This window comes from Xanthobacter autotrophicus (genome assembly GCF_029991245.1).
GTDB lineage: Bacteria > Pseudomonadota > Alphaproteobacteria > Rhizobiales > Xanthobacteraceae > Xanthobacter > Xanthobacter autotrophicus_C.
Window position 1 is genome coordinate 1 of the sequence record NZ_JAIVFO010000091.1, and the last position, 18657, is coordinate 18657.

Annotated in this window: 18 protein-coding genes and 3 tRNA genes; 6 read left to right on the forward strand and 15 right to left on the reverse strand. The window is 67.7% G+C overall.

What is annotated here, in order from left to right; genetic code table 11:
• From K9U41_RS15135 to K9U41_RS15150, 4 genes are all read right to left on the reverse strand, one after another.
• On the reverse strand, positions 1 to 127 hold a 127-nt coding region (locus K9U41_RS15135), incomplete at its 3' end, for a GTP-binding protein (protein WP_246089533.1).
• Positions 128 to 198: 71 nt separating this feature from the next.
• Positions 199 to 810 carry a hypothetical protein gene (locus K9U41_RS15140; RefSeq protein ID WP_282641681.1) on the reverse strand — a complete coding sequence of 204 codons (612 nt, stop codon included), beginning with the start codon at positions 808 to 810 and terminating at the stop codon, positions 199 to 201.
• 95 nt (positions 811 to 905) lie between these two features.
• Positions 906 to 979 (reverse strand) — tRNA-Gly (locus K9U41_RS15145).
• A 260-nt stretch (positions 980 to 1239) separates the two neighbouring features.
• Positions 1240 to 1324: transfer RNA gene (locus K9U41_RS15150), tRNA-Tyr, on the reverse strand.
• Between the two features lie 260 nt (positions 1325 to 1584).
• Here K9U41_RS15150 and rlmB point away from each other — a divergent pair.
• The 3 genes from rlmB (at position 1585) to K9U41_RS15165 (ending at position 4737) form a co-directional block, all read left to right on the forward strand.
• The gene (gene rlmB / locus K9U41_RS15155) at positions 1585 to 2442 is read left to right on the forward strand and encodes a 23S rRNA (guanosine(2251)-2'-O)-methyltransferase RlmB (protein WP_432715804.1); all 858 of its coding nucleotides are present in this window, start codon (positions 1585 to 1587) and stop codon (positions 2440 to 2442) included.
• 429 nt (positions 2443 to 2871) lie between these two features.
• Positions 2872 to 4539: an MFS transporter gene (locus K9U41_RS15160; protein ID WP_282641683.1), complete on the forward strand. Its 1668-nt coding sequence runs from the start codon at positions 2872 to 2874 to the stop codon at positions 4537 to 4539.
• Between the two features lie 123 nt (positions 4540 to 4662).
• Positions 4663 to 4737 (forward strand) — tRNA-Thr (locus K9U41_RS15165).
• A gap of 35 nt (positions 4738 to 4772) precedes the next feature.
• On the opposite strand, the gene K9U41_RS15170 is transcribed toward K9U41_RS15165, so the two are convergent.
• The 5 genes from K9U41_RS15170 to trxB all read right to left on the reverse strand — a co-directional run bounded on the left by K9U41_RS15170 (position 4773) and on the right by trxB (position 9539).
• Positions 4773 to 5102 (reverse strand): 2Fe-2S iron-sulfur cluster-binding protein, encoded by a 330-nt coding sequence (locus K9U41_RS15170; RefSeq protein WP_282641684.1) that lies wholly within the window; start codon positions 5100 to 5102, stop codon positions 4773 to 4775.
• Positions 5103 to 5150: 48 nt separating this feature from the next.
• Positions 5151 to 5825 carry an acireductone synthase gene (gene mtnC, locus K9U41_RS15175; protein WP_282641685.1) on the reverse strand — a complete coding sequence of 225 codons (675 nt, stop codon included), beginning with the start codon at positions 5823 to 5825 and terminating at the stop codon, positions 5151 to 5153.
• Between the two features lie 799 nt (positions 5826 to 6624).
• Complete coding sequence (locus K9U41_RS15180) at positions 6625 to 7137, reverse strand: peptidoglycan-binding domain-containing protein (protein ID WP_282641687.1); 513 nt, start codon at positions 7135 to 7137, stop codon at positions 6625 to 6627.
• Between the two features lie 317 nt (positions 7138 to 7454).
• Entirely contained in the window at positions 7455 to 8345 is an 891-nt protein-coding gene (locus K9U41_RS15185) for a LysR family transcriptional regulator (RefSeq protein ID WP_282641688.1), read from the reverse strand.
• Positions 8346 to 8576: 231 nt separating this feature from the next.
• A complete protein-coding gene (trxB, locus tag K9U41_RS15190) occupies positions 8577 to 9539 on the reverse strand; it encodes a thioredoxin-disulfide reductase (protein WP_282641689.1) in 963 nt (320 codons plus the stop codon).
• 331 nt (positions 9540 to 9870) lie between these two features.
• On the opposite strand from trxB, the gene K9U41_RS15195 reads away from it, so the two are divergent.
• Positions 9871 to 10356, forward strand: a complete 486-nt coding sequence (locus tag K9U41_RS15195; protein ID WP_138397910.1) for an Lrp/AsnC family transcriptional regulator — start codon at positions 9871 to 9873, stop codon at positions 10354 to 10356.
• A gap of 105 nt (positions 10357 to 10461) precedes the next feature.
• On the opposite strand, the gene greA is transcribed toward K9U41_RS15195, so the two are convergent.
• Both greA and carB read right to left on the reverse strand, forming a co-directional pair.
• Complete coding sequence (gene greA / locus K9U41_RS15200; RefSeq protein ID WP_282641690.1) at positions 10462 to 10935, reverse strand: transcription elongation factor GreA; 474 nt, start codon at positions 10933 to 10935, stop codon at positions 10462 to 10464.
• Between the two features lie 326 nt (positions 10936 to 11261).
• Entirely contained in the window at positions 11262 to 14624 is a 3363-nt protein-coding gene (gene carB, locus K9U41_RS15205) for a carbamoyl-phosphate synthase large subunit (protein WP_282641691.1), read from the reverse strand.
• A gap of 356 nt (positions 14625 to 14980) precedes the next feature.
• Between carB and K9U41_RS15210 the strand changes: the two genes are divergently transcribed.
• The gene (locus tag K9U41_RS15210) at positions 14981 to 15415 is read left to right on the forward strand and encodes a GtrA family protein (protein ID WP_282641692.1); all 435 of its coding nucleotides are present in this window, start codon (positions 14981 to 14983) and stop codon (positions 15413 to 15415) included.
• 63 nt (positions 15416 to 15478) lie between these two features.
• Here the strand turns inward: K9U41_RS15210 and K9U41_RS15215 are convergent, their stop codons facing one another.
• The 3 genes from K9U41_RS15215 to K9U41_RS15225 all read right to left on the reverse strand — a co-directional run bounded on the left by K9U41_RS15215 (position 15479) and on the right by K9U41_RS15225 (position 17338).
• Positions 15479 to 15739 carry a hypothetical protein gene (locus K9U41_RS15215; protein WP_282641693.1) on the reverse strand — a complete coding sequence of 87 codons (261 nt, stop codon included), beginning with the start codon at positions 15737 to 15739 and terminating at the stop codon, positions 15479 to 15481.
• A gap of 74 nt (positions 15740 to 15813) precedes the next feature.
• Entirely contained in the window at positions 15814 to 16542 is a 729-nt protein-coding gene (locus K9U41_RS15220; RefSeq protein WP_282641694.1) for a hypothetical protein, read from the reverse strand.
• Between the two features lie 247 nt (positions 16543 to 16789).
• A complete protein-coding gene (locus tag K9U41_RS15225; protein ID WP_282641695.1) occupies positions 16790 to 17338 on the reverse strand; it encodes a DUF2478 domain-containing protein in 549 nt (182 codons plus the stop codon).
• Positions 17339 to 17548: 210 nt separating this feature from the next.
• Between K9U41_RS15225 and K9U41_RS15230 the strand changes: the two genes are divergently transcribed.
• On the forward strand, positions 17549 to 18019 hold the full coding sequence (locus tag K9U41_RS15230; RefSeq protein WP_282641696.1) for a DUF930 domain-containing protein: 471 nt from the start codon (positions 17549 to 17551) through the stop codon (positions 18017 to 18019).
• Positions 18020 to 18031: 12 nt separating this feature from the next.
• On the opposite strand, the gene clpS is transcribed toward K9U41_RS15230, so the two are convergent.
• A complete protein-coding gene (gene clpS, locus K9U41_RS15235) occupies positions 18032 to 18367 on the reverse strand; it encodes an ATP-dependent Clp protease adapter ClpS (protein ID WP_432715805.1) in 336 nt (111 codons plus the stop codon).
• Between the last annotated feature and the right edge of the window lie 290 nt (positions 18368 to 18657).

Genomic DNA, 18657 nt, shown 5'->3' on the forward strand with positions numbered 1-18657 from the left:
TCGCGCCGCCCGTCTCCGCAAGGATCTTCGTGATCGCCGCCGTCAGCGACGTCTTGCCGTGATCCACGTGACCGATCGTGCCGATGTTGCAGTGCGGCTTCGAGCGGTTGAACTTCTCTTTGGCCATCGTTCTCTCTCAGTCGGTCAAGCGCCCCGCACGGGCCGCGAAAAAAGCCGCCGTGGGATAGGGGGTTTCTCCTACTTCTGCAAGAGCCACCCGCGATAGGCCTCGGCGAACTTGCGCACGAGGCCGGCTCCCGGATCGTTGCCCGACGACGCCTCCACCGCCGAGGCGACCGGGCTCGAAAGCCCGCCCAGCAAGGGAATGGCAACGCGCAGGTCCGGAGAATCGAGCAGGGTCGCGCCGTGCTGGTCCACCAGCAGCACCCGCCCGGACAGGGTCGCCACCTGATCGGTGAAGATGCGCCGCGCCACCGAGGGCACGTCGAAGCGCTGGAGGTCCACCACCAGCCGCACCGGCTTCTGCCCGGTGAAGACGGTCGCCGTCGCGGACGTCATCTCCTGCTGGAACAGGTTTGACGCGCGCGCGAGCGCGAAGGCCGCCATGGCCGGCTCCTCGCGGATGGGGCGCGTCTTGATCCGGTTGATGGTGTCCTGGTCGAGGGCGTGGGCCGCCAGATAGGCTTCCTCCTCGGCCGGCCACGAGCCGAACGCCTGCGCGCCCTTCACCTCGACGCCGGCGAGGCGGAACTGGCCGAGGTCAGCCAGCGGGATGGAGGGCGCGGGCAGCGACGCGCACGCGGACAGGATCACGAGCAGGATCGGCCAGATCAGGAATTGCGGTCGCACGGACTTCCCCCGGAGGTAGGCGGGCGGGAAGCTGCCTCAAACGAACCACAAGCGGAAGTGGAAACTTGCCGCAGGGATATGTGCCGCAGGTGGAGTGGAGCGGGTGAAGGGAATCGAACCCTCGTATTCAGCTTGGAAGGCTGCTGCTCTACCATTGAGCTACACCCGCGCGTCGCGAGGCTTAACACAGGCCTCCGGCGGGCGGAAGACGGTGCCGGCGGGGCTGGGGACAAGTCCGGGGGCGATGGCTGTCCGCCCGTGCAGCACCGCGCACGCGGCGCGCCGGAGCCCGCCGAAGGGCTTTTCTCCCCACAAGCCGGGCGCAGGCGCGGGGCCACGACGGCCGCTCACGCTTTCAAGGCAAAGTAGTAAAACCGGAAAAGCCGGAGGCCGGGCTTTCGCCCGTCTCGTCTCGGTCCGCGCGACGGGTGGTGGAGGGGGTTGGATTTGAACCAACGTAGGCAGAGCCAACGGATTTACAGTCCGTCCCCTTTAACCACTCGGGCACCCCTCCATCGACGCCCGTCGCACCGGTTCCCTCCAGCATGAGGCTGGAAAGGCTTCTGGCCAAGCTGGTGATCGAGAGAATTCCCAGCAGCCCGAAGCCGGCGACGAGCAAGCTCAAATCACCGTCCGAGGATCGGGTTTATGTGAAAGCTGTGCGCTGAAGTCAACCGGAAATGATGTCCGTCGGCGCCGCCTGTGGACGGCGCGCCGCCGGTCCCCGGCAACGGGAGCCGCTCCAGGCAGCCCGCATTCCCCGCGCGAGGCCCCTTGCCCCCACGCGAGGCCCCTTGCGCCGGGCGGCGCCGTCTGACAAAGCCTCCCCATGTCCGACCGTCCGCCCCGCGCTGGGCCAAAGGCGGCAGCGGCGGCGGCAGCAAGGGCGGTGGAAAGCCGCCGTCCTGGGCGGGGGAAGACGATGTCGCCCTGCTCTATGGCTGGCACACGGTGGCGGAAGCCATCGGCAATCCCAGGCGGCGCTTCCGGCGCCTGCGCGCCACCGAGAATGCGATCCACCGCCTCGCCGAGGAAGGCCTCACCCCGCCCATTGCGCCCGAGATCGTGCGGCCGGGGGACATCGACAAGCTGCTGGGCGCGGACGCGGTGCACCAGGGCCTGCTCGCCGAGGTGGACCACCTGCCCTCCCCGCACCTGAAGGACATCGCCAAGACCGACCTGGTGCTGGTGCTGGACCAGATCACCGACCCGCACAATGTGGGCGCCATCGTGCGCTCGGCTGCGGCGTTCGCGGTCAGCGCCATCGTCACCACCGCCCGCCACAGCCCGGCCGCCACCGGCGTCCTTGCCAAGAGCGCGTCGGGCGGGCTGGAGCATGTCCCCTTCTGTCTGGTGACGAATCTTGCGCGCGCGCTCACGGAGCTGAAGGACAACGGCATGCTGGTGGTGGGCCTCGACAGCGAGGGCCCCGCCGACCTGGAGGACACGCCCATGCGCGCGCCCCTCGCTTTGGTGCTGGGCGCCGAAGGCAAGGGCCTGCGCCAGCTCACCCGCGAGACCTGCGACGTGCTCGCGCGCATCGACCTGCCGGGGGCCATCAAGAGCCTCAACGTGTCCAACGCCGCCGCCCTCTCCCTGGGCATGGCGCGGCGGGTGATGAAGCGCGGCTGACCACCGGGCCCGCGCAGGCGCATCTTGCGGTGCCGCAAAAGTCTTCGCGGTTGCACCTAAGACCAATGACCAATCGTAAGTCCGCCGGACCTTCGTCATGGTATCGCCATGGCGCACAGTGCGCCGAGAGCACGCGCCGATCAGATCGTTTCAATCTGCTCGGAACCGGCTCCAGAGCACGCGCTGGCCGACTCGCACCGTATCCCGGCCAGACCACGCGTTCTCTTGGTTCAAGTAAAAGCCTGCCGGAACATATCCGCACGCCAGAGGCGGAAGCGGCGGGCCGACGGAGGAACGCCAAGGGACACCGCCGCATCTCCTGCGCGCGGATGCCTTGCGTTGTGCCGGCCCGGCCCGCCTTCCGACAGATCGTGTTCAGTTCGACATCCGCCCCAGGCGGAGCCCTGATGCGACGGGAGGGACTTTTCCATGAGCGTGACGACTGCAGGGGCGGCCGCCAAGCCGCGTCCCATGACCCGGGAGGAGAAGAAGGTCATCTTCGCTTCCTCCCTCGGCACCGTATTCGAGTGGTACGATTTCTATCTGTACGGCTCGCTGGCGGCCATCATCGGCGCCCAGTTCTTCAGCGCCTATCCGCCGGCGACCCGCGATATCTTCGCCCTGCTGGCTTTCGCCGCCGGCTTCCTGGTGCGCCCGTTCGGCGCCATCGTGTTCGGTCGTATCGGTGACCTCGTCGGCCGCAAATACACCTTTCTCGTCACCATCCTGATCATGGGCCTGTCGACCTTCATCGTCGGCATCCTGCCCAATGCCGCCTCCATCGGCATTGCCGCGCCCATCATCCTCATCGCCCTGCGCCTGCTGCAGGGCCTCGCGCTCGGCGGTGAATATGGCGGCGCCGCCACCTACGTGGCCGAGCACGCCCCCCACGGCCGCCGCGGCTTCTACACCTCGTGGATCCAGACCACGGCGACACTGGGCCTGTTCCTGTCGCTCATCATCATTCTCTTCACCCGGACCCTCACCGGCGAAGAGGCCTTCCGCGACTGGGGCTGGCGCATTCCCTTCCTCGTCTCCATCGTCCTGCTCGGCGTTTCGGTCTGGATTCGCCTCCAGCTCTCCGAATCCCCGACCTTCAAGAAGATGAAGGAAGACGGCACCACCTCCAAGGCGCCGCTGACGGAAGCATTCGGCCGGTGGTCGAACCTGAAGATCGTGCTGCTCGCCCTGTTTGGCCTGGTCGCCGGCCAGGGCGTGGTCTGGTACACGGGCCAGTTCTATGCCCTGTTCTTCCTGCAATCGATCCTGAAGGTGGACGGCTACACCTCCAACCTGCTGATCGCGTGGTCGCTGGTGTTCGGCACGGGCTTCTTCGTGTTCTTCGGCTGGCTCTCCGACAAGATCGGCCGCAAGCCCATCATCCTGGCGGGCTGCCTGATCGCCGCGGCGAGCTATTTCCCGCTGTTCAACATGATCACCTCCTACGCTAACCCCGCACTGGAAAAGGCGATCCAGAACGTGCGGGTCACGGTGGTGTCCGATCCGGCCAATTGCGGCAGCCTGTTCAACCCCGTTGGTACCCGGATCTATTCCGCGCCGTGCGACATCGCCCGCGACTTCCTTGCGAAGTCCTCGGTGAAGTACACGACGGAAGCAGGTGCCGCCGGCACGCCGGTGCAGTTGAAGGTGAACGACGCCGTGGTGCCCTATACCGCCGACTTCTCGAAGACCGCCATCGCGGCGCTTCAGGCGGCCGGCTACCCCAACGCCGCGACGAACAAGGACATCGTCAAGATGTCCCATCCGTTCGACATCTTCCAGCCGCGGGTCGCGGCGGTGATCGGGCTCCTGTTCATCCTCGTCCTGTTCGTGACGATGGTGTACGGCCCCATCGCGGCGGCGCTGGTGGAGCTGTTCCCGGCCAGCATCCGCTACACCTCCATGTCGCTGCCCTACCACATCGGCAACGGCTGGTTCGGCGGCCTGCTGCCGGCCACCGCCTTTGCCATGGTGGCGGCCACCGGCGACATCTATTACGGCCTCTGGTACCCGATCGTCATCGCCCTGATGACCTTCGTCATCGGCCTTCTGTTCGTGCCCGAGACCAAGGATCGCAACATCGATCACTGGCACTGACGCCGGCGCGCGGCTCCCCCGCGCCGCGTCCGGCCCGACAGGATGGCCCCGCCCGAAAGGCGGGGCCATTCCTTTCTGGAGTGCTTGTCGCCCCGCGACCGCGCTGCTAGATCAGAACGGGGCGCCGGATTAGCACAGCGGTAGTGCAGCGGTTTTGTAAACCGAAGGTCGGGGGTTCGATCCCCTCATCCGGCACCATTTCAACGTATTGGAACCGATCGCCGGAACGGTGCTCAGAAATCGCCGCCACCGTCCGGCGCGATCACCACGTGCATCCGTTCAAGACCCGGCTCCAGCTTGAGCTGGCAGGACAGCCGGGAGGCGAGGGTGCGGTAGCGGCTCGTTGCCAGCATCCGGCCTTCGGCCGGCCCGACCTCCGGTAGCGAAACCCCCTCGGGCGGGGTCACATAGACATGGCAGGTGGCGCAGGCGCAGCCGCCGCCGCATTGGGCCACCACCTCATCCACGCCCGCCTTGCGCATGGCCTTCAGCAGCGTGGCGCCATCCCGGCCCGTCACCTCGATCTGGTCGCCATTGCGCGTCTGAACGGTGAAGCTCGCCATGTCTCAGCTTTCAATCGGTGATCGGGCGGGACATCGCACGCGCCCGCCCTATCCGAAGCTCAGGGACGCGAAGTCCGGGGCAACCGGATGATTGCCGCCCTCGCCGCCCTCCCGCGCGATCCGCGTGGTGGCGAGGCCGGCGGCCCTGGCGGCGTCCAGCTCGTCCTCGTTCCCGGACAGGACCAGGATCTCCGCGGCCGGCACGGCGAGGCGCTCGGCGATGGCCTTGTAGGATTCCTCCTCCACCTTCTGGCCGACGGTCGTGTCGAAGAAGTCTTCGAACATCCCGGTCACGTCTTCGGCCGACGCACCAAGCCACAGCTTTTGCGCCAACTGCGAACTGGACGAATAGGTGAACAGACGAAGCCCTGCATCGGTCCAGGCTTTCAGGCTCGGCGCCACATCGGGGTAGATTTCGGCGCAGAAGGCGCCCGCCTCATAGCCCTGCTGCCAGATCCGGCCCTGGATGATCTTGAGGGGCGTCGGATTGCGCCCCTGCTTCATCCAGCGCTGCAGCAGCGCCTCGGCCTCCACGGGCTTCAGCGAGAACCCGCCCATGAGGCGCCCGGCTTCGTCCAGGGCCTCCTCGATGTCGTCATCCTCGGCGTGCGTGGCGATAAAGCTGCCGAGCTGCTCCCGGGCATAGGGCAGCAAGGTCTCCTTGAGGAAGGACAGGGGACCGGCGGCGCCCTCGATGTCGATCAGGATGGCCTTTATGGTCATGGACGCGCCCTCGCCGGCGCCATGCGCGGCGTGATGCGCTCGCCCAAATGTTCGGAATTCGCCATGGACCGGGTGCTCCGTGCCGTGATCGGGCCTTTGGGGAGGAGCAAGCACCGGGCGTGCCAGAGACTTCTCCGGCCTCTGTCAGGCCTGGAGCGCGATCCGAGCGGATTGTCTCTCGGATCACGGGATCGGCCTCTCACCCTAACAGTGAGAACGCGTTATCTGATGCGGCCGAGCCCCTGGACCCGATGCCAGTCCGGGATTTGCGGCGTTCAGGCCCACCCTTCTGGCCGCGGTGCGATCGGGAGCCGGGGTCAGACCGGGCCGAGCGAAGCCAACCGGCGTCGGGCAAAGCGTCGCAGCACGGGGATCCCGGCGGCCACCCGCCTCACCCTTCCGTCACCCGTGCGGCGGCGCCAAGTGCGGCGGCGCCAAGCGCACCGGCTCCTGCGGCAAGGGCGGCGGATCATCCAGTGGTACGGGCTCAGGGAACGGCTCGCGGCGCGGCTCCCGCGACGGGTCGTCATCCGGCAGGGGCGGCAGGTCGGGGCCGGGCGCCGGCGGTGCGGGCGGATCCTCGACCGGACGGGGCGGCTGGACCGGGGGCTCCGGCGGGCGGCCTGGGTCGGGAACCGGACGGATCGGCAGCGCGGCCTCCAGTGCCGGCCAGGCGCGGGCAAACATCATGCAGCGTTCCTCTCTCAAGCCGGAACGCGGCGTCGCGCCGGCCTGTTCCGGCCGGCGCGCAAATGCCCTGTCCTAGGGTGCCCTGTCCTAGCGTGCCCTGCCTATGGGCTCAGGAGAAGAATTCGGTGATGGACTGCCAGATGCTCTTCTTCGGCGCCCCGGCCACGGAGGCTTCCGCCGCCTTGGCGTCGGCCGAGACGGTGCCGGCCTGCGATTTCGCCACCGCTTCCGGCGTGAAGATGCCGGCGAAGACGTCGATCTTGGCAAGGGTCACCGGGCCGGCCAAGCCGTCCGCTTCCAGGCCGTTCTTGGCCTGGAACGCCTCCACCGCCTTGGCTGTGCCCGGGCCGTATGCGCCGTCTGCGGCGATGCCGAGCGCGGTCTGGAGCTTCTTCACCGTCTCGCCCTTGCTGCCCTGGGTGAGCAGGATGAGTTCGGGCAGGCCGAGGGCGGCGAAGGTGTCCGGGCCCGCGATGCCATCGGCGGCAAGGCCGTGCTTCGTCTGGTAGGCCTTGAGGGCCTCTTCCGTTCCCGGGCCGAACTTGCCGTCGGCGGCGACGCCGAGCTTGGCCTGAAGGATCTTCACCGGCTCGCCGGAGAGCCCACGCTTCAGAAGTGCCATGTTTGAGTTTCCCGTCGTCAGAAGGAGGAAGGCCGACAGCCTGAATATAGGCGTCAAGCGTGACAACGGCACAGGCACAAAAAGGTGCCCCGAAAAGAAAAATGCCGGGTCCGATGAGGGACCCGGCAAGTATCGCCGCAAAGCGGCGAACCTTCCAGAGGGGAACAGCTGAGGCACCGCACAAGGTGCAATCAGCGCAGGACCAAGATGCCCGCCCCTTAGGCAGTTTGCAACGGAGATTGACCGCATATCAGGCATGTGCCCAGCGCTTAGCTGGTATACGGTATCGCTATTATTTTACCGCCAAACGTCATAAATCAGTAATTCCACCGCTGTGCCTTGGAGATCAGGAAGTCTCGGAACACCTGAATGCGGGCCACCGAGCGCATTTCCTGCGCATAGGTGAAGTATGCCTCAAGTTTGGGCGTTTCGCGGTCGGTGAAGAGCTGCACCAGGGACGAGGCGTCATCCGAGAGATAGTCGGGCAGCGTGCCGATGCCCACCCCGCGTTCCACCGCGCGCTTGAGGCCCAGCACGCTGTTCACCTCGAAGGCCGGCACCCGCGGCGTGGAGCCGTCGCGGCCGGCATGCTCAAGCCAGTTCAGCCCCTGGAAATAGGGCGGGATCGGCCCGCCGAGCAGCAGGATGCGATGCTTGTCCAGCTCTTCGATGGACCGCGGATGCCCATGCCGCTTGAGATAGTCGGCCGAGGCGTAGGCGTGGAAATGCACCGTGAACAGCTTGCGCTGCACCAGATCCGGCTGCACCGGCTGGCGCATGCGGATGGCCACGTCCGCCTCGCGCATGGCCAGGTCCAGCTCCTCGTCGGTGAGGATGAGCTGGATGCGGATATCCGGGAACAGATCCACGAACTCGCCCACCCGCGCCGTCAGCCAGTGGGTGCCCAGCCCCACCGTGGTGGTGACGCGCAATTCCCCGTTGGGCTTCTCGCGGCTGTCGGTGAGCTGGGCCCGGGCCGATTCCAGCTTCAGGAACACCTCGTGCGCGGTGCGGTACAGCAATTCCCCCTGCTCGGTGAGGATCAATCCCCGCGCGTGGCGGTGGAACAGCGGGACCTTCAGCTCCGTTTCCAGGGCTGAGACCTGCCGGCTCACGGCCGACTGGGAGAGGCCGAGCGTCTCACCCGCATGGGTGAACGAACCGGCTTCGGCGGCGACGTGGAAGACCTTAAGCTTGTCCCAATCCATCAGGCCCGAGCCCCTCTCACCCTTTGAAGAGAGACGGAAAAAGCCGTTCGACGGTCCCGCACGGCCATCGTCAGGCATCCGGCTCTCGCGTCACCGGCCCGAACGGGGCCGGAAAGCGGCGCTGTATTCAATCGGTTCGATCCGGAGACACGGGGTAGCCCCCCACCCGCGCCATCCCTCCACCAAGCCGAAACGGAACCGCCGCGAGACGCCGGCGCGGGCGAGGACGGATTATTCAGCCGCCTTCGCCACACCCTGGTGGGCCAAGAAGCGCTCCGCTTCGAGAGCGGCCATGCAGCCCCGGCCCGCGGCAGTGACGGCCTGACGATAGACGTCGTCCGCCACGTCGCCGGCCGCGAACACGCCCGGCACCGACGTTGCCGTCGAATCGGGCGCTGTCCAAACATAGCCACTCTCCTTGAGCTTCAGCTGGTCTTTTACCAGCTCTGTGGCAGGCGCATGGCCGATAGCGATAAATATGCCGTCAGCGGGTAGCTCGGTGAGGGCTCCGGTGCGCACATCCTTCAGGCGCGCGCCGGTGACCTTGGCGAAGGGATCGTCCACCCCCACCACCTCGGCCAGTTCCGCGTTCCACACCACCTGGACCTTGGGGTTGGCGAACAGCCGCTCCTGCAGGATCCTTTCGGAGCGGAAGCTGTCGCGGCGATGCACGACGGTGACCTTGGAGGCGAAATTGGTGAGGAAGAGCGCCTCTTCCACCGCGGTGTTGCCGCCGCCCACCACCACCACGTCCTTGCCGCGGTAGAAGAAGCCGTCGCAGGTGGCGCAGGCGGACACGCCGGAGCCGCGATAGGCCGCCTCCGATTCGAGCCCCAGCCAGCGCGCCTGGGCACCGGTGGCCAGGATCACCACATCCGCCACGTAGGTGTCGCCCGATTCGGTCACCATGCGGAACGGCCGGTGCGACAGGTCGAGGCTCGCCACGTGGTCGGTGACGATGGTGGTCCCCACATGCGCCGCCTGGGCCCGCATCTGCTCCATCAGCCACGGCCCCTGGATGGGATCGGCGAAGCCGGGATAATTCTCCACGTCGGTGGTGATGGTGAGCTGGCCGCCGGGCTGGATGCCCTCGAACAGCACGGGCTCCAGCATTGCGCGCGCTGCATAGATGGCAGCCGTGTAGCCGGCCGGCCCCGAGCCGATGATGACGACCTTGACGGTGTGGGCAGTCATGAGTGTCCCCGAAATTCCGTGCGGTGCCGCGGCAGCGTGTGGGGCGTCGACGGCCGAAACGGCCGGCGCTCCCGGCCGCAGCGTGAGCTATGCTCGAATGTAGGGGCTCCCCCCGAGGCTCACAAGGCGGGGCGGACCCGGCCCAAGGCCCCCCGGCACGGCGTCCGCGCGCCGCGCAGCGAGCCGGAAGGGGCGCGAACAAAGCATTCGCCGCCGCCCGGGTGACGCGCTCTGCGACGCTTTGCACCGCGACAGCGGCGCAAGATTATTTCGTTGCGTTGCCATAAGCGCGCACTAAGGTGCCGTGACTTTACCCGCGGGGAGTTGTGCCTTGACCGTTCGCCTTGATGCAGTCGACTGGAAGATTCTCGACGAACTGCAGCGGGATGGGCGCATGACCAATGTGGAGCTGTCCCGCCGCGTCGGCATTTCCGCCCCGCCCTGCCTACGCCGCGTGCGGGCGCTGGAGGAAGCCGGCATCATCGAGGGCTATCGCGCGCTGCTCGACGAGAAGAGCCTGGGCTATGACCTCATGGCCTTCGCCATGGTGCATCTCATCAGCCAGGCCGAGGTGGACCTGGACGCCTTCCAGGAGATGATCGCCCATTGGCCGCAGGTGCGCAGCGCCTGGATGCTCTCCGGCGACGTGGATTTCCTGATGCTGTGCGTGACCCCGGACCTGCGCAGCTTCCAGAACCTGGTGCTGGACATCACCGCCGCGCCCAACGTGCGCAACGTGAAGACCGCCCTCACCCTGAAGCAGTCCAAGAACGCCCCGGTGGTGCCGCTGGAAGCCGGATTGCCCAAAGGGGCGTGACGCCGGCGCGCAGGACCTGAGCGTGAGACGGGGCGTGTCACGCGGGCGTGAAGGCCGGGCGCTCCCTCCCCCGCGTGCGGGAGAGGGTGCAAAAGGCGATGCGGCTCAGGCCCAGCGCACCGCCACGATCTCGAACGAGCGCGCGCCCTTGGGCGTGACCACCTCCACCGAGGCGCCCTTCTTCTTGCCGATGAGCGCGCGGGCCACCGGCGAGGAGATGGAGATGCGGCCCGCCTTGGCGTCGGCTTCGCTGTCGCCGACGATCTGCCACACCTTCTCGTCCTCCGTGTCCTCGTCCACCAAGGTCACGGTGGCACCGAACATCACGATGTCTCCGGACAATTTGGAAACGTCGATCACCTCGGCCCGGGACAGCTTGTCCTCAAGATCCGCGACGCGCCCCTCGTTCAGCGACTGCTGCTCCTTGGCAGCGTGATATTCCGCATTTTCCGAGAGGTCGCCATGGGCGCGGGCCTCGGAAATGGCGGCGATGATGCGCGGGCGCTCAACCTGCTGGCGCTGCTTCAACTCTTGCGCGAGGGCGGCGTAACCCGCCGCCGTCATGGGAATCTTCTCCATGGGTCCTTCTTCAGACCTCCTGAAACAGGTCACTGCGCCGGACACCCCTGGAGGGGGCGCGCCCGGCGCAAGAAAAGAAAGCCGCACCGCGGGCGTTGGCCCACGGATGCGGCGGCTGCCCTCGCCCGGCGGCGAACTCCCGGCGGCAAACGCCCGACGGAAGCCGCACGGCGGCGAAGGCTCCGCCTCCCCGGCGCGGAAGCGCAGGGCAGGCACGACGAAAACGCCCGCGGAGGCAAGGCGCCCAGTGACAAATCACGCCCTGGGACAAACCATGCCCAGGGAAAAACCCGGGCCCACGCGCGCCGCAACCAGCGGCCACAGAATCAGGCGACGGAAGCCTTGCCCCGCGCCTCATGCCCGCCGGCGGCGAAATAGTCCTGCAGCGGCCTCACCTTGAGATCTCCGCCCACATAGGCCTCGATCCCCTGCGCCGCCGCAATGGACCCGGACAGCGTGGTGTAATACGGCACTTTCTGCAAGAGGGCCGCCCGCCTCAGCGAGCGGCTGTCGGCGAGGGCCTGCGCGCCCTCGGTGGTGTTGAAGACCAGCTGGACCCCGCCGTTCTTGATGGCGTCCACGATATGGGGACGGCCTTCGAGCACCTTGTTGATCTTGGTTGCCGGCACGCCATGCTCCTCCAGGAAGCGCTGGGTGCCCGAGGTGGCGATGACCTTGAAGCCCAGACCCACCAGCATCTTCATGCTGGGCAGGATGCGCTCCTTGTCGCCCTCCTTGAGGGAGACGAAGACCGTGCCGGACTTGGGCACCTTGGTGCCGCCACCCAGCTGGCTCTTGGCGAAGGCGACGCCGAAATCGGTGTCGAGGCCCATCACCTCGCCGGTGGAGCGCATCTCCGGCCCCAGCACCGTATCGACGCCGGGGAAGCGGGCGAAGGGGAACACCGCCTCCTTGATGGCGATGTGCCCCACCTGCGGCCGCTCCAGGTTGAAGGCGGCAAGCTTCTCCCCGGCCATCACCCGCGCCGCGATCTTGGCAATGGGCAGGCCGATGACCTTGGCCACGAAAGGCACCGTGCGCGAGGCGCGCGGATTGACCTCCAGCACATAGATGACGTCGCCCTTGATGGCGTACTGCACGTTCATCAGCCCGACCACGCCGAGCGCCAGCGCCATGGCGGCGGTCTGCTTCTCCAGCGCCGCAAGGGTCTGCGGCGAGAGCGAATAGGACGGCAGCGAGCAGGCGCTGTCGCCCGAATGGATGCCGGCCTCCTCGATGTGCTCCATGATGCCGGCGACGAACACGTCGGTGCCGTCGCACAGGGCGTCCACGTCCACCTCGATGGCGTCGGACAGGTAGCGGTCGAACAGCAGCGGGTTCTTGCCCAGCACCGTGTTGATCTGGCCGGTCTTGTCGTTGGGGTAGCGGGCCTTGACCTCCTGCGGCACGAGGCCGGGCAGGGTCTCCAGCAGGTAGTCGCCGAGCTGGCTCTCCTCGCGGATGATCTGCATGGCCCGGCCGCCCAGCACGTAGGAGGGGCGCACCACCATGGGATAGCCCAGCTCCGCCGCCACCAGCCGCGCCTGCTCCACGCTGTAGGCGATGCCGTTGGCCGGCTGGCGGATCTTGAGGCGGTCGAGCAGGGTCTTGAAGCGGTCGCGGTCCTCGGCAAGGTCGATGGCGTCCGGCGAGGTGCCCAGGATCGGCACTTCGGCATCTTCCAGCGCCTTGGCGAGCTTCAGCGGGGTCTGGCCGCCGAACTGCACGATGACGCCCTTCAGCGTGCCGTTGGTCCTCTCGCGGGCGATCAGCTCCAGCACGTCCTCGGCGGTGAGCGGCTCGAAATAGAGCCGGTCCGAGGTGTCGTAGTCGGTGGAGACGGTTTCCGGGTTGCAGTTGACCATGATGGCTTCATAGCCCGCGTCCTTCAAAGCGAAGGCCGCATGGCAGCAGCAATAGTCGAACTCGATGCCCTGCCCGATCCGGTTCGGGCCGCCGCCGAGGATGATCACCTTCTGCCGGTTGGAGGGCCGCGCCTCGTCGGCAAGGACGCCGGCGAAGGGCGTCTCATAGGTGGAATACATGTAGGCAGTGGGCGAGGCGAACTCGGCCGCGCAGGTGTCGATGCGCTTGTAGGCGGGGCGCACGTCGAGGCCCTGGCGCCGCACCCGCACCTCGGCCTCCGAGAGGCCGGCGAGCGTCGCGAGGCGGGCGTCGGCAAAGCCCATGGCCTTCAGCCGGCGGAAGGCGCCGGCCGTGACCGGCAGGCCGAAGCGGCGGACCTTCGCCTCCATCTCCACGATGCCGCGGATCTCGGCGAGGAACCAGGGGTCGATCCTGCAGGCGGAATGGATCTGCTCGTCGGTGAGGCCGAAGCGCATGGCCTGCGCCACATAGAGCAGGCGGTCCGGCGTGGGGGTGCCCAGCGCGGCGCGGATGGCGTTCTTGTCGTCGCCCTGCCCCAGCCCCTCGATCTCGATCTCGTCGAGGCCGGTGAGGCCGGTTTCCAGCGAGCGCAGGGCCTTCTGGAGCGATTCCTGGAAGGTGCGGCCGATGGCCATGGCCTCGCCCACCGATTTCATGGCGGTGGTGAGCACCGGATCGGCGCCGGGGAATTTCTCGAAGGCGAAGCGCGGCACCTTCGTCACCACATAGTCGATGGTGGGCTCGAAGGAGGCCGGGGTCGCGCCGCCGGTGATGTCGTTCTCGATCTCGTCCAGCGTGTAGCCCACCGCGAGGCGCGCCGCGACCTTGGCGATGGGAAAGCCCGTGGCCTTGGAGGCCAGCGCGGAGGAGCGCGACACCCGCGGGTTCATCTCGATGACGATGAGCCGGCCATCCACCGGGTTCACCGCGAACTGCACGTTGGAGCCGCCGGTCTCCACCCCGATCTCGCGCAGCACCGCAAGGGATGCGTCGCGCATGATCTGGTATTCCTTGTCGGTCAGCGTCAGCGCCGGCGCCACCGTGATGGAATCACCGGTGTGCACCCCCATGGGGTCGATGTTCTCGATGGAGCAGATGATGATGCAATTGTCCGCCTTGTCGCGGACAACCTCCATCTCATACTCCTTCCAGCCGAGCACGCTTTCCTCGATGAGCACCTCGTTGGTGGGCGAGGCATCGATGCCTCGCTCCACGATCTCGATGAACTCCGCCTTGTTGTAGGCGATGCCTCCGCCGGTGCCGCCCATGGTGAAGGACGGGCGGATGATGGCGGGCAGGCCCACCACCTCCAGCGCATCCAGGGCCTGGGACAGGGTCTTGATCTGGCGCGAGGTGGGCGTGGAGAGGCCGATCTTGGTCATGGCCTCGCGGAACAGCTCGCGGTCCTCGGCCTTGTCGATGGCCTCGGCGGTGGCGCCGATCATCTCCACGTCGAACGTGTCGAGCGTGCCCATCTTTTTCAGCGACAGGGCGCAGTTGAGCGCCGTCTGGCCGCCCATGGTGGGCAACAGCGCAAAGCCCTTGGAGCGGTCGCCGCGCTCCTTCTCGATGATCTTGGTGACGATCTCGGCGGTGATGGGCTCGATATAGGTCGCGTCCGCCATGTCCGGGTCGGTCATGATGGTCGCGGGGTTCGAGTTGACGAGGACGACCCGGTATCCCTCCTCCTTGAGCGCCTTCACCGCCTGCGTGCCGGAATAATCGAACTCGCAGGCCTGCCCGATCACGATGGGACCGGCGCCGATGATGAGGATGGTTTCGATATCGGTGCGTTTCGGCATTTCTGTCTGGCGCTCTCCACCGTCGCCGCCCGCTCCCGGGTAGACACGGGGGCGGACCGCGGGATCCGTTTCGTCGATGCTTCCGGGCAAGGCTGCCGTGAGGGCACTCGCGCCCTTTCTATCGCGCTCCGGGCGCAAAAAAGGGGCCGCGGGTCACGCGCCCCCCGAAAGGATCGAGCACCGCCCCGGACAGTCCCGGAAGCGTGCGCGCATGGGGGCGGAGGACGTGCGAGGAGATCACACCTCGGGAATTCTCTTTTACCCTGCGCGCTGATGGGCTTCCTTAGACCATAATTTGCGGCGACGGAAGCCATGACGCCGACCTTCACGGCTCACTTCCGCCGGAGACACACGCGGTGCCATCCTCCCTTGCCGAACTGGTCCTGAAATACCGTGGCCTCATCCGGCAGCTGGCCAGCTTCGTGGGCGTGGGCCTTGCCGCCACCGCCGCGCATTTCGCCGCGCTGACGCTGATGGTGGAAAACGGCCTCACCGGCCCGGTGGCGGGGTCGGCCGTCGGGTTCGTGGTGGGCGGGATCGTCTCCTACAGCCTCAACCGCCGCTTCACCTTCGAATCCACCCGCTCCCACGCCGGGGCGGTGCCGCGATTCATGGTGGTGGCCGGGGTGGCGTTCGTGCTGAACGGCCTCATCATGGGCCTGCTGGTGCACCAGTTGGGGCTCTATTACCTGCTCGCCCAGGCCATCACCACGGGCATCATCATGCTGTGGACCTTCTCCGGCTATCGCCTGTGGGCCTTCGCCCACCGCGCCGGCGCCCGGCAGGCCTGAGCGAAGCCGCCGGACCACCCGCGCCTGGCGCAGGGGTGCGGCCACCGGCCCTGTGCGATCAGGTCAGCGGGCGAACTCGATGCCCGCCCGCGTCTCGGCGATGGCCTGGTCGACCAGCTCGATGGCCCGTTCCCGATGCCCGCCCTTGTTGGGCTCGGCTTCCATCAGCGCGGCGCGGGCGTTCTGAAGGGCGCCCATGGCCCGCCACATGTTGGGCTGGTTGGCCAGCGCACCCTGGATGAGGCCGGAAGAGGCGAGCGCCACCCCGGCACCGGCGGCAAAGGCGAGCAGCGCGATACGCCGGGAAGAAGTCTTGTGAGCCATGGCAGGGGTCCTTCCGTCACGAGGCGTCGGATCGAACAGCGACGCCTTCTATTACCAGTACCGGCGCGGATCGACTACCGGTAGGTGACCCAGAACACGCCCACGGAGGGGGCCGCCGCCCGCAGGGCCGGGTCGCTGGAGGCGATGGCCCGCTGCCCCGAAAGCCGCGCCTGGGCCTGGTCCGATGCGGTGGCCGAAAGCGCCAGCTGGACGCCAAGCGTGCAGCCGCCGCCCAGATTGCCGAGCCGCCCGCCGCGCCAGTCCGCCACCACGCCACCGCCATTGCCGCCGAAGCCCTGGACCCGGAACGGCTTGCCGTTGGCCTTCTCCAGATCGGCGAGGGAGGAGCCGATGGCAATGCCGTTCACGCTCCACGCCGTCGATTCGGTGAAGGCCACCCGGCGCGGGTTGACCATGTCGATGGCGTCTTTCCACGCGATCTCAAGGCTCAGCGCCGGATCGTTGGGCAGGACGACGAGACCGGGCGAGGTGCTGCCGTCGGGGGAGATGACGTTGCCGGTCACCACATTGGCCTGGCCGAAATCGGCGGCGATGTTGACGGCGGTTGTGTTGGGCGCGAACGGGCCGGCGCACTGGAACTGGCGCGGGCCGGCGGTGGGCCGCGGGATGGCGACCACGGTCTCCGAATAGTCGCCGAACGCGTCGGACTGCTTCACCACCCCGGTGCCCCAGCTGTCCGGATTGCCCTGGCAGGCCGCGAGGGCAAAAGCTGCGGCCAGGGCCAGGGCCGCGACGGGGATGGCGCCGGGCGCGGCAGGACGTGCGAAGGGACGCGGGGCCATGGCTGCCTTCTCGGCAAGATGAGGGGTGGCGGGTCCGTCCTCCGGCCTGCCGCGGTGCTGCCGCGACAAACGCCATGGATCGTCCGTGCCAAAGGCCCTTCTTAAAGCGTTTTCGAGCGAAGGGGATACCGGTTCGGATGAAGAAAACGCGTCAACACGCGGCTCACCTTCCATGGGAACCGCCGTCGCGGCAGCAGATGTTCAACCCGGAACACCCCTGTGCCGCACCGGCGCTATGCCCCCCAACTCACTCCGCCATCTCGCCCGCCAGGCAGCCCCACCACGCCTCCACCTCGCGCAGGCTGGCCGGGGCGATCTGCGCGAGGTCCCCGGCGAAGCCGTCCCACTGGGCGCGCACGGTGGGGGAAACCGAGGTGAGCACGGACATTTCCGCCGCCACCGCCGCGTGGAAGGCGCTGGTGAGGCCGCGCCCCTCCGCCTCCTGCCGGCCGAACTTGGAGAGGATGACCACCGTGTCGGAGAGATCCCCGCCCTCATCGAGGCGCGCGGCGATGGCCCGTTCCACGCCGGCGGAGGCGGCCGCCAGCCCGGCGGGATCAAGGCTGCATCCGGACGCGCCGGGGCCGAGATTCTGGTGCAGGCGATTGGCCTCGCCGGAGACGAGGTCGAGCAGCAGCACGTCCTCGTGGTCGCAGCCGGGCGGCAGATGCTCCACCACGCCGAGGACGCGCACGCCGGACGCCCGCAGCCCGTCGGCCGCCTCGACCAGGAGCGACTGGATCTTCTCCCGGTCCGCCCCCTGCAAGGCGAGGATCATCGCCCGCTCAGCCGCCATCCCCAGATCCATTCCTGCGGTTCACTCTCGCGGGACCCTATAGCATCAGGGGCGCCACCCGGCGACACCGCCAAAGCTATATCACAGCCAGCATAACACAGGCTGCAGCGTGGGAAACGGGTCACATCTTCGCGCGGTGCGTCCCACCGCGGCCACGCCCTTCTATTATGCGCACGGCTTCGAGACTGTCAGCCGTGGATGTGAACCCTCGTGAAGCGCCTTCCTTTTCCAGCCGCCCTCTTGCCAGCCCTCGTTGCCCTGTCCCTTGTCGCCGCGCCGGCGGCGGCAGACACGGCGCACAAGCGCACCCATACCAAAAAGAGCCATTCCGAGACCGCCCAGCCCGACACCGGCCAGCCGAAGCGGGACGCGGCCATGCTGCACGTGGACCTTCCCACCCGCATCGAGCAGCGCTGCAACGCCCGCGCCATGGGCATGGTGGGGCGTGAGCACAGCGACATGCAGCCCGAGGAAACGGTGGCCTATGCCTTCGCCGATCCCCAGCTGGGCGAAGCCTCCATCACCGCGCCGGGCGCGGCCATCCGCAGCCATGGGCACTGGTACCACCTCTCCTACACCTGCCACACCAGCGCCGACGGCATGGACGTGGAAAGCTTCAGCTACACCCTGGGCGGCGACGTGCCGCGCGACGAGTGGTCGACCCACTCGCTGGTGCCGTGAGGGAGCCCCCCGTCACTCCTCCGGCTCGGTGGTGAACCTCAGGGGATACCCTTTGGCGCGGGCGAGATCGGTGGCGCGGGCCGCCTTGGTTTCCGCGATGTCGCGGGCGAACACCGCCACCACGCAGACCCCCCGCCGGTGCGCCGTGATCATCACGTGATGGGCCTGGCTCTCGCTCATGCGGAATTCCGCCTTGAGCACCATCACCACGAAATCCCGCGGCGTGAAATCGTCGTTGAGCAGGATCACCTTGTAGAGCCGCGGCCGCTCCACCTTGGGGCGGACATCGGTGATCGGCTGCGCGGGGAGGCGCGTCGGGGCGGCCGCCGTGCCCATCCATGCCATCATGCGCTCGCCTCCTGGGGAACCCGCGCCGCCGGACATCCCGCCGGACATTCCATGGACCTGCATCCGGGCCGATGTTCGAGTCTATAATTGCGGTCGCGTTCAACCATCGCCAACACACGAGCCAGCGTCATGACGCACCAACCCCTGCAGGACACGACGGCGGCGGAAACGGACACCCGTCCGAGGCGGCTGGCAGCCCGCAGCCGGGCGGCGCCTGCCGCAGCGGCGGGGGCGGGCGCGGTCGGCGTCGGCACCGTGGGCGCGCTCGCCCTCGGGGCGCTGGCGGTGGG

Excerpts from the sequence above, each read along its gene's own strand:
- K9U41_RS15225 (WP_282641695.1), bottom strand. The coding sequence starts at position 17,338 with ATGGCGGCTGAGCGGGCGATGATCCTCGCCTTGCAGGGGGCGGACCGG.
- K9U41_RS15215 (WP_282641693.1), bottom strand. The coding sequence starts at position 15,739 with ATGGCTCACAAGACTTCTTCCCGGCGTATCGCGCTGCTCGCCTTTGCC.
- mtnC (WP_282641685.1), bottom strand. The coding sequence starts at position 5,825 with ATGACCATAAAGGCCATCCTGATCGACATCGAGGGCGCCGCCGGTCCC.
- clpS (WP_432715805.1), bottom strand. The coding sequence starts at position 18,367 with ATGATGGCATGGATGGGCACGGCGGCCGCCCCGACGCGCCTCCCCGCG.
- K9U41_RS15170 (WP_282641684.1), bottom strand. The coding sequence starts at position 5,102 with ATGGCGAGCTTCACCGTTCAGACGCGCAATGGCGACCAGATCGAGGTG.
- trxB (WP_282641689.1), bottom strand. The coding sequence starts at position 9,539 with ATGACTGCCCACACCGTCAAGGTCGTCATCATCGGCTCGGGGCCGGCC.
- K9U41_RS15220 (WP_282641694.1), bottom strand. The coding sequence starts at position 16,542 with ATGGCCCCGCGTCCCTTCGCACGTCCTGCCGCGCCCGGCGCCATCCCC.
- K9U41_RS15185 (WP_282641688.1), bottom strand. The coding sequence starts at position 8,345 with ATGGATTGGGACAAGCTTAAGGTCTTCCACGTCGCCGCCGAAGCCGGT.
- greA (WP_282641690.1), bottom strand. The coding sequence starts at position 10,935 with ATGGAGAAGATTCCCATGACGGCGGCGGGTTACGCCGCCCTCGCGCAA.
- carB (WP_282641691.1), bottom strand. The coding sequence starts at position 14,624 with ATGCCGAAACGCACCGATATCGAAACCATCCTCATCATCGGCGCCGGT.
- K9U41_RS15180 (WP_282641687.1), bottom strand. The coding sequence starts at position 7,137 with ATGGCACTTCTGAAGCGTGGGCTCTCCGGCGAGCCGGTGAAGATCCTT.
- K9U41_RS15160 (WP_282641683.1), top strand. The coding sequence starts at position 2,872 with ATGAGCGTGACGACTGCAGGGGCGGCCGCCAAGCCGCGTCCCATGACC.